Source organism: Legionella sp. km772 (assembly GCF_003989735.1).
In the GTDB taxonomy this organism is placed as follows: domain Bacteria; phylum Pseudomonadota; class Gammaproteobacteria; order Legionellales; family Legionellaceae; genus Legionella.
This window is the reverse complement of the sequence record NZ_RZGQ01000176.1, coordinates 1-5,376: the sequence shown is the minus strand read 5'-3', so window position 1 is coordinate 5,376 and position 5,376 is coordinate 1. Positions and strand designations below refer to the sequence as shown.

Genomic DNA, 5,376 nt, shown 5'->3' with positions numbered 1-5,376 from the left:
AATCAAATAATCACTATAAAGATCAAGCATATCCATTTAATTCCCTCCCTAAAATTAAGGGCGGAATTCTAATGCTTTTTAGTCAAACTACAAGTTTATGTGCGTAACATGAGTTACTGATAGGCTAAGGACGGTTTTTAAAAAAAGGGCCAGCAAATGCTGGCACCAGAATGAATTACATTGAGGGGCTGTTTGTTACCGTTAACTCGACCTCAGGGATTGCATCATTAACTTTGGCTAAGGATTTAAACATATCATTGTAGATCTGCGCTGAGCGGGTGTTGGGATTAGTTTTAACATATTGTTGTACGGTTTCCCAATCACATTGACCATCGGCAATCATCCAACGCATCTTACTCCAACTGTTTTTAAAGAATTGATTATTGTAACCATCGGTATAGCGCTTTACGAACATCGCATACAGTTTAACGGGATCTTTTTCAGAGGAAAGGTTCGCCGCAACAGAGGTCGGTAATACTTCTTTTTCATTACTCGTAGTGGTGTATTTCCTTACCACTAGATTCTCAACTACCCAAGCCACATCACTTGGTTGGCCAAATAAGTGGCGAATCGCATTACCCCAAGAATGATGGGCATATACAATATTATGGAGCGCGGATTCGCGCTGATGACAGCGACGAACAAAAGGATCTACTAGATCAGGCTTATCTTCTAAATAAACATGAATAGCCTTCAATAAGGCACTTCGATTATTATTTAATAGTTGACGCATTGTCTCGCTCTGGGGTGGTTCGGCTCCGCGACACAAAAGCATTGCAATCCCCCGAATAAGCTCTTCTTTATTTTTACCTTCATAAAGATGCTCACAAAGCCTATCCATTGCAGTGTGCTGGGTGGTTTTTTCTCCCGCGCTAATTGTACGCTTTGCTTCCAATGACAATTGCTCTATCGGTTGTTCTAATAAGGCTTCCAAGGCATCAATTTTACTTAAATGAGCCGCTAATAAAACCGGGGTATCTTGTGCAAGGCCACAAGGATTAGCAAGTTGCACATTCTCTTTTGCTAATAAACGAATCGCTTGAGGATAATTGAGGACCACTGCTTGGTGGAGGGGCTGAAACGGTATTCGCAATTCGCCAATGTTTGTAGGAACATGGACATTAGGTTTGCGCTTTAAAAGCTCAACTAATAGATTATCATTTTTACTTGCTAGAATTAACGATAATAAAGTACGACCCTCTTGATCACGCTGATCCACATTAAAGACACTCAGCGCTCTTTTGTTTTTCTTGATAGGCTTGGTGTCAGGGGGTAGGCTTATTGCCTCCAGTTCCTTAGGCACTAAAGAGAGTAGATATAAAGCGAGTTCTATTTTGCCTTCACTAACTGCTTGATGCAAAGCTGTCCCTATATTTTTATCGTCCATCAAAGCCAGTACATGATCAATCATAGGGCGCAATGGATTGGGAGTAGACTCAAGATTGTCTGCTAATTCTTGCGCGGCAGGTTCTTGATACAGATGAATTAAATAGTTTAATACCGTCATTTGCGACGCGTCAGTTAAACAAAAGGAATGCTCTAAAAAATCAGGTTGCTTTTTTAGTTGTTCTTGTACATAAGCTTTAAATTCAGTTAATCCTTGATGTATTGCGTTATCAAGTTCAAAAATTGAGTCCATATTTATTTCCTACCTTTATAATTGCGATGGTTCATTTTGCGAGTACCAATATTACACAATGAATAATTGAAGATCAAAACAATTAAATTTGGCCTAAAAAGACTAATTTTCATCGTTTGTTAGACTTAAGCTCATTTTTTAATGAACACTAAGTCCCATACTCCATGCCCCAAGCGCTCACCACGCTGTTCAAATTTAGTCAAAGGCCTAGATTCGGGTCTAGGCGCATAACCACCTTCATGTTGCTGATTAGTCAAAGCGGTTTCATTACTTAACACCGCTAAGATATGCTCAGCATAATCTTGCCAATCGGTAGCACAATGGAGAAAGCCACCTGGTTTTATTTTTTTTACTAATAACTGAATAAATTCAGTTTGAATTAGACGACGCTTATGATGGCGCTTTTTATGCCATGGGTCAGGAAAGAAAATTTGCACCCCCGCTAAAGAATTATCCGCTAATTGCGTCTGAAATACCTCAACAGCATCGTGGGGTACGACTCGAACATTAGCTACCTGGTGTTCATGAAGATCGGCTACTAAGCTACCTACCCCTGCCTGATGAACTTCAATCCCAATATAATCTAATTGAGGATTGGCCTTCGCCATCGTGAGTAAAGAAGCACCCATCCCAAAACCAATTTCAACAATGACATCAGAGTTACGTTGAAAAATCTCAGCATAATCCCATAAAGAGTCTCTCAAGAGGAGTTGATAATTTTTAAGCCAAAAATCTAAGCCTTGTTGTTGTCTATTACTTACCCGGCCAGCCCGTAACACATAGCTTTTTATCTTGCGGTGCATCAAAATACTCTTTATTTTTAAAAATGAGCGCGATTATACGCATAGCTGCTTAAAATTTCTACTGCGCTTCCCAAAATGCACATTATTTGTTACATTTAGTTACTGCGTAGTTTGCGTTTTTCTGATGTTTTAAATTTAAGCAAAAGGAAACTCAAAGTAAAAAAATATTGCAATATTGGAGTTTTTTTGATATAAAACCGCTCTTGTATTCACATCCGGCTATTTTGTTTGAACGAAAGCCCCGAATTTTACAAAGACAACTACAATATATAGAACCTATTTTGGAGTAACATAATGTCTAGAGTATGTCAGGTAACTGGCAAGCGACCCATGTCTGGTAACAAAGTGTCGCACGCTAACAATAAAACGAGAAGACGCTTTCTACCTAACATTCAGAACCACAAGTTCTGGGTTGAAGAAGAAAAAAGATTTGTCACTTTAAAGCTTACCACTAAAGGTATGCGTATTATTGATAAGTTAGGTATTAAAGCAGTTCTGGATAAAATCAGAGCTAAAGGCGAAAAAGTATAATCAGGGGCATAAACCATGGCAGCTGTTACAGTTAAAGTGAAAATGGAATCCACAGCAGGAACTGGATACTATAAAACAACCACGAAAAATCCACGTAACCATCCAGAAAAGATGGAATTAAAAATGTACGATCCTAAAGTACGTAAGCACGTGATTTTCAAAGAGAAAAAAGTTAAGTAAATAAAGGCCCTGAATTCAGGGCTTTTTTTATACTCTGCATACAAAAGGAAAAGAGGTCTGCCTTTATCAAAGTAATATCTATTCCAACCATTAATCCCTTATAAATAAATCGAGTCGATTTAAAGGACTAGTTTAATTTATAAAATCAGGCCCTTAATGATTTAAAGGGAATTTATCCCGCTTAAAGACTGGATAATCCTAGTGGATCGTTTAAACTGATAGATAACAGCAGTGAAAAGAAAAGGATTTGCATGAAACAATCATTGCAACTTAACATTGGTCAGCATTTAACCCTTACACCACAGTTGCAACAAGCTATAAGACTCTTACAATTGTCTACAGTAGATTTGCAACAAGAGATTCAATCTATAGTTGAATCCAATCCAATGCTTGAAGCTACCCCCGTTGAAGAAAAAGAAGAACCCAGTTCAGAGCTTGCTCATCAGCATAATGATGAGTTTAATGATTTTCAGTGGTCCCAACTTTATCAGGGCAATAAAAATACTAGTTTTGACGAGGGTGACTACAATTTTGATAATCTTCATTGCACCACGATGAACCTATTGGATCACTTGCGTTGGCAATTAGAGCTCTCACCAATGAGTGATGTGGATCGCGTTATTGCGACCACGGTAATTGACGCCATTAATGAAGACGGCTTTCTTACCATGTCGCCAACAGAATTACACGCAAGCCTCAATAGTGATGATTTTCCCATTGATTTCGAAGAGGTTGAGGCTGTCCGCCATAAAATCCAACTTTTTGACCCCGTAGGGTGCGCCTCAATAAATCTGGTAGAAACGCTCTTAATCCAGGCGGGCCAATTAGACTTAGCACCTGAACGCTTAGCCCTCATTAAGAAAATTATCTCAGAAGATATGGAGCTTCTAGGCCAACATAACTACAAACAATTAACTAAAAATCACCAAGTCAGTGAACAGGTTATCGATGAATTACTACAAATTATCCAAAGTCTTCAACCAAAACCTGGCAATATAATTAATCAAGCTATTACAGAATATATTATTCCTGACATTACCGTTAAAAAAATTAATAATGAATGGAAGGTCTATTTAAATCAAGGTGTCCTTCCTCACCTAAGTATTAATAACCAATATGCCGCCTTAATTCAGCGTGCAGATAATAGTCTCGATAATCAATTTCTAAAAAACAATTTGCAAGAAGCTCGTTGGTTTTTAAAAAGTATTCAAAGCCGTCAAGAAACCTTACTAAAAGTAGCAAATTGTATTGTAGAATATCAACAAGGCTTCCTTGAGTTTGGTGAAGAGGCGATGAAGCCTTTAGTGCTGAACGACGTAGCCTTAGCCTTGGACATGCATGAATCCACTATTTCCCGGGTAACTACCCAGAAGTTTATGCATACCCCTCGCGGGGTGTTTGAATTAAAATATTTTTTCTCAAGTCACGTCAATACTGATAATGGTGGGGAATGCTCATCAACCGCGATACGCGCGGTTATAAAAAAATTAATCCTGGCTGAAAACAGAAAAAAACCTTTAAGTGACAGTAAAATAGCTGATTTAATTGCGCAGCAAGGAATTAAGGTGGCGCGTCGTACCATTGCAAAATATAGAGAGGCAATGGGTATTGCCCCTTCAAACGAACGTAAAGTAATTCGTAGTTAATAATTAAATAAAGGAGAGCCTTATGCAAATCAACATCACTGGACATCGAATGGATGTTACTCCTGCCATTAGAGCCTTTACTGAGGAAAAATTTCAAAAATTAGAACGCCATTTTGATCATATCACCGCCATTCACGTGGTGTATGATGTAGAAAAATTAAGACAAATTGCGGAGGCGACTATATTTGTATCTAAAGGCGAATTGCATGCTAGCTCAGAATCGGAAGATTTATACGCGGCGATAGATGCCTTAGTGGATAAATTAAATCGACAACTCATGAAGCATAAAGAAAAGCTTCTTGGTCTTCGTGATCATCATAACCCTCGTGATTTGCACGATGAGGCTCGGGAATAATGATTATAAAAAAGAAGCTTTGGCTCACTAGCAGCTGAGCCAAAGCGTTATTATCATTAATATGAAGAAGACTTTCACCCGTTTTTCTAGGTGAATCTATATCAGGGGCTTTTCATGACTAGAAATTAGTCACATAAACAGTATAATCCTGCATTTATTTGAACTGGCGAAAGAAAGGGATGTCTGAAGTATTAGCTTTTTTATCAACTGTTGAAGATTTAA

General features: G+C 38.2%; 6 protein-coding genes. 4 read left to right on the top strand and 2 right to left on the bottom strand.

What is annotated here, in order from left to right; translation table 11 throughout:
- Positions 1 to 175 precede the first annotated feature (175 nt).
- Entirely contained in the window at positions 176 to 1,639 is a 1,464-nt protein-coding gene (gene ankC / locus ELY15_RS13065) for a Dot/Icm T4SS effector AnkC/LegA12 (protein ID WP_127100746.1), read from the bottom strand.
- Between the two features lie 131 nt (positions 1,640 to 1,770).
- The gene (trmB, locus tag ELY15_RS13060) at positions 1,771 to 2,442 is read right to left on the bottom strand and encodes a tRNA (guanosine(46)-N7)-methyltransferase TrmB (protein WP_199744225.1); all 672 of its coding nucleotides are present in this window, start codon (positions 2,440 to 2,442) and stop codon (positions 1,771 to 1,773) included.
- Between the two features lie 294 nt (positions 2,443 to 2,736).
- Between trmB and rpmB the strand changes: the two genes are divergently transcribed.
- The 4 genes from rpmB to hpf all read left to right on the top strand — a co-directional run bounded on the left by rpmB (position 2,737) and on the right by hpf (position 5,154).
- Complete coding sequence (rpmB, locus tag ELY15_RS13055) at positions 2,737 to 2,973, top strand: 50S ribosomal protein L28 (RefSeq protein ID WP_127100742.1); 237 nt, start codon at positions 2,737 to 2,739, stop codon at positions 2,971 to 2,973.
- 15 nt (positions 2,974 to 2,988) lie between these two features.
- Positions 2,989 to 3,153 carry a 50S ribosomal protein L33 gene (gene rpmG / locus ELY15_RS13050; RefSeq protein WP_127100740.1) on the top strand — a complete coding sequence of 55 codons (165 nt, stop codon included), beginning with the start codon at positions 2,989 to 2,991 and terminating at the stop codon, positions 3,151 to 3,153.
- Between the two features lie 251 nt (positions 3,154 to 3,404).
- Complete coding sequence (locus ELY15_RS13045) at positions 3,405 to 4,799, top strand: RNA polymerase factor sigma-54 (protein WP_127100738.1); 1,395 nt, start codon at positions 3,405 to 3,407, stop codon at positions 4,797 to 4,799.
- Between the two features lie 22 nt (positions 4,800 to 4,821).
- On the top strand, positions 4,822 to 5,154 hold the full coding sequence (hpf, locus tag ELY15_RS13040) for a ribosome hibernation promoting factor (protein ID WP_127100736.1): 333 nt from the start codon (positions 4,822 to 4,824) through the stop codon (positions 5,152 to 5,154).
- The last annotated feature ends 222 nt before the right edge of the window (positions 5,155 to 5,376 follow it).

Excerpts from the sequence above, each read along its gene's own strand:
- rpmG (WP_127100740.1), top strand. The coding sequence starts at position 2,989 with ATGGCAGCTGTTACAGTTAAAGTGAAAATGGAATCCACAGCAGGAACT.
- trmB (WP_199744225.1), bottom strand. The coding sequence starts at position 2,442 with ATGCACCGCAAGATAAAAAGCTATGTGTTACGGGCTGGCCGGGTAAGT.
- hpf (WP_127100736.1), top strand. The coding sequence starts at position 4,822 with ATGCAAATCAACATCACTGGACATCGAATGGATGTTACTCCTGCCATT.
- ELY15_RS13045 (WP_127100738.1), top strand. The coding sequence starts at position 3,405 with ATGAAACAATCATTGCAACTTAACATTGGTCAGCATTTAACCCTTACA.
- rpmB (WP_127100742.1), top strand. The coding sequence starts at position 2,737 with ATGTCTAGAGTATGTCAGGTAACTGGCAAGCGACCCATGTCTGGTAAC.
- ankC (WP_127100746.1), bottom strand. The coding sequence starts at position 1,639 with ATGGACTCAATTTTTGAACTTGATAACGCAATACATCAAGGATTAACT.